The sequence below is a fragment of the Pedobacter cryoconitis genome, from assembly GCF_014200605.1.
GTDB lineage: Bacteria > Bacteroidota > Bacteroidia > Sphingobacteriales > Sphingobacteriaceae > Pedobacter > Pedobacter cryoconitis_B.
The window spans coordinates 1-4,189 of record NZ_JACHCE010000012.1; the positions used below are offsets into that span (position 1 = coordinate 1).

Below are 4,189 nucleotides of genomic sequence, written 5' to 3' on the forward strand. Positions count from 1 at the left end.
AATGCAACTGGCCCTTATGCCAATACTGCAACGATCACTGGTAACGAAAACGATCCGGCTCCGGGTAACAATACCTCAACAGCAACTCCGGTTCCGACAGCAACAACCAACTTAGACCTGGTTAAAACAGTGGATAACCCGACCCCTGCTGTAGGCAGTAATGTAGTGTTTACTCTGGTTGCCACCAATAATGGTCCAAGTAATGGCACTGGAATTTCCGTGACCGATCTGCTTCCGGCTGGTTATACCTACGTGAGTTCAACTCCGCCTGCTGGTACAACTTATGTCCCTGCAACTGGCCTATGGACTATAGGTATATTAACCAATGGAGCAGCCTCTACCCTGACCATTACTGCTTCGGTAAATGCAACTGGTCCTTATGCCAATACAGCGACCATTGCAGGTAATGAGAATGATCCGGCTCCAGGTAACAATACCTCAACGGTAACTACTGTTCCTACTGCTGCAACAAACTTAAGCCTTGCTAAAACAGTGGATAATCCTACCCCTGCTGTAGGAAATAATGTAGTGTTTACTCTTGTTGCTACTAATAATGGTCCAAGTGATGGTACCGGAATTGTCGTAACCGATCTGCTTCCGGCTGGTTATACCTACGTGAGTTCAACACCTCCGGCTGGTACAACTTATGTCCCTGCCAGTGGTCTATGGACTATAGGTACATTAACTAATGGTGCAACTTCCACTCTAACCATTACAGCTTCGGTAAATGCGACTGGTCTTTATACCAATACAGCAACTATTACAGGTAATGAGAATGATCCGGCTCCGGGTAATAATACCTCTAGCGCAACTACAACACCAACTGCAACAACCAATTTAGACCTGGTTAAAACAGTCAATAATGCTACACCTGCTGTAGGAAATAATGTAGTGTTTACTCTGGTTGCCACAAATAACGGCCCAAGTGATGGTACCGGCATTTCTGTGACCGATCTGCTTCCGGCTGGTTATACCTACGTGAGTTCAACTCCACCTGCTGGTACAACTTATGCACCGGGAACTGGTTTATGGACTATAGGTACACTGACCAATGGAGCAGCCTCTACCCTGACCATTACAGCAACAGTAAATGCAACTGGTCCTTATGCCAATACAGCAACAATAACTGGTAATGAGAATGATCCGGCTCCGGGTAATAATACCTCGACAGCAACTCCGGTTCCAACTGCAACAACCAACTTAGACCTGGTTAAAACAGTCAATAATGCTACACCTGCTGTAGGTAGCAACGTAGTGTTTACTCTGATTGCGACTAATAATGGTCCAAGTGATGGTACCGGAATTTCTGTGACCGATCTGCTTCCGGCTGGTTATACCTATGTGAGTTCAACACCTCCGGCTGGTACAACTTATGTCCCTGCAACTGGTCTATGGACTATAGGTACATTAACTAATGGAGCAGCCTCTACCCTAACTATTACAGCTTCGGTAAATGCAGCTGGTCCTTATTCCAATACAGCTACCATCACAGGTAACGAAAACGATCCGGCTCCGGGTAACAATACCTCGACGGTAACCCCTTCGCCAACCGCGACGACCAACTTAGACCTGGTTAAAACAGTAGACAATGCAAATCCTGCTGTAGGCAGCAATGTAGTATTTACACTGGTTGCCACTAATAACGGTCCAAGTAATGGTACCGGAATTGTCGTAACCGATCTGCTTCCGGCTGGTTATACCTACGTGAATTCAACTCCACCTGCTGGTACAACTTATGTTCCTGCCAGTGGCTTATGGACTATAGGCACATTGACCAATGGAGCTACCTCTACCCTGACCATTACCGCCTTGGTAAATGCGGCTGGCCCTTATGCCAATACTGCAACGATCACTGGTAACGAGAATGACCCTACTCCGGGTAACAATACCTCGACGGTAACCCCTTCGCCAACTGCAACAACCAACTTAGACCTGGTTAAAACAGTTAATAATGCTACACCTGCCGCAGGTAGCAACGTAGTGTTTACTCTGGTTGCCACCAATAATGGTCCAAGTGACGGTACCGGAATTTCTGTGACGGATCTGCTTCCGGCTGGTTATACCTACGTAAGTTCAACTCCACCTGCTGGTACAACTTATGTCCCTGCAACTGGTCTATGGACTATAGGTACATTAACTAATGGTGCAACCTCTACCCTGACCATTACGGCTTCGGTAAATGCGACTGGCCCTTATGCCAATACGGCAACGATCACTGGTAATGAGAATGACCCAACTCCGGGTAACAACACCTCGACCGTGATTCCGGTTCCAACTGCAACAACCAACTTAAATCTGGTTAAAACAGTCAATAATGCTACGCCTGCTGCAGGCAGCAATGTGGTGTTTACTCTGGTTGCCACCAATAACGGTCCAAGTGACGGCACCAGAATTTCTGTGACGGATCTGCTTCCGGCTGGTTATACCTATGTGAGTTCAACACCTCCGGCTGGTACAACTTATGTCCCTGCAACTGGTCTATGGACTATAGGTACATTAACTAATGGAGCCGCCTCTACCCTGACCATTACGGCAACAGTAAATGCGGCTGGCCCTTATGCCAATACGGCAACGATCACTGGTAACGAGAATGATCCTGATCCGGGTAACAATACTTCTACAGCGACTACAACACCAACTGCTACAACCAACTTAGACCTGGTCAAAACAGTGAACAATGCTACACCTGCTATAGGCAGCAACGTAGTGTTTACTTTGGTTGCCACCAATAACGGTCCAAGTGATGGTACTGGAATTGTCGTAACAGATCTGCTGCCTGCTGGTTATACCTATGTAGGTTCAACGCCTCCTGCTGGTACAACTTATGCACCGGGAACTGGTTTATGGACTATAGGTACCTTAGCTAACGGAGCAACTTCTACCCTGACCATGACCGCTTCAGTAAATGCAACTGGGCCTTATGCTAATACAGCAACGATCACTGGTAACGAAAATGATCCGGCTCCGGGTAATAATATCTCGACGGTAACTCCGGTTCCAACTGCAACAACCAACTTAGACCTGGTTAAAACAGTGGATAATGCAAATCCAGTAGTAGGTAGCAACGTAGTATTCACACTGGTTGCCACCAATAACGGTCCAAGTGATGGTACGGGAATTGTCGTAACTGATCTGCTTCCTGCTGGTTATACCTATGTGAGTTCAACTCCACCTGCTGGTACAACTTATGTTCCTGCAACTGGTTTATGGACCATAGGTACATTGACCAATGGTGCGGTCTCTACCCTGACCATTACGGCAACAGTAAATGCGGCTGGTCCTTATTCCAATACAGCTACCATCACTGGTAATGAGAATGATCCGACTCCGGGGAACAATACCTCGACCGCGACAACAACACCAACCGCAACCACAAACTTAGACCTGGTTAAAACAGTTAATAATGCTACACCTGCTGTAGGCAGCAACGTAGTGTTCACACTGTTTGCCACCAATAATGGGCCAAGTGATGGTACGGGAATTGTCGTAACTGATCTGCTTCCTGCTGGTTATACCTATGTGAGTTCAACTCCACCTGCTGGTACAACTTATGTCCCTGCAACTGGTTTATGGACTATAGGTACATTAACCAATGGAGCAACCTCTACCTTAACCATTACCGCTTCAGTAAATGCAGCTGGTCCTTATGCCAATACGGCAAATATTGCAGGTAACGAGAATGATCCGGCACCAGGTAACAATACCTCGACTGCGACAACAACACCGGGCGCAAGAGCTCACCTGAATACTGTGAAAACACTGAAAGACCCTGCACAAACCAGTTTTGTTCCAGGTCAGGCAGTAGTCTACAGAATTAATGTGACCAACAACGGGCCAAGTGATGCAGCAGCAGTTAATATCGCTGATACTGCTCCTACAGGAACAACCATCAGCAGCTGGACTGCGATAACTTCTGCAGGGGTAACTTATCCGAATGCTGCGGGCACCGGCAACCTGAACGAAACACTGACTACTTTAGGTAACGGTTTAACCGCTACTTATGAAGTAACCGTTCAGACACCAACAACCTTCACAGGTACTCTGAGCAACTCGGTAACAGCAACCAGTACAACTCCTGACCCAACACCAGGCCCTTGTACTACCTGTACAACTCCAGGTTTACCTGCAAATGGTATGGCTCACCTGAATACTGTGAAAACACTGAAAGACCCTGCACAAACCAGTTTTG

Annotated in this window: 1 protein-coding gene; it reads left to right on the top strand. The window is 47.0% G+C overall.

What is annotated here, in order from left to right:
• Window positions 1–4,189, top strand: a 4,189-nt coding sequence (locus HDE68_RS24615; protein ID WP_183885073.1) for a beta strand repeat-containing protein, incomplete at both ends; no start/stop codon positions are given.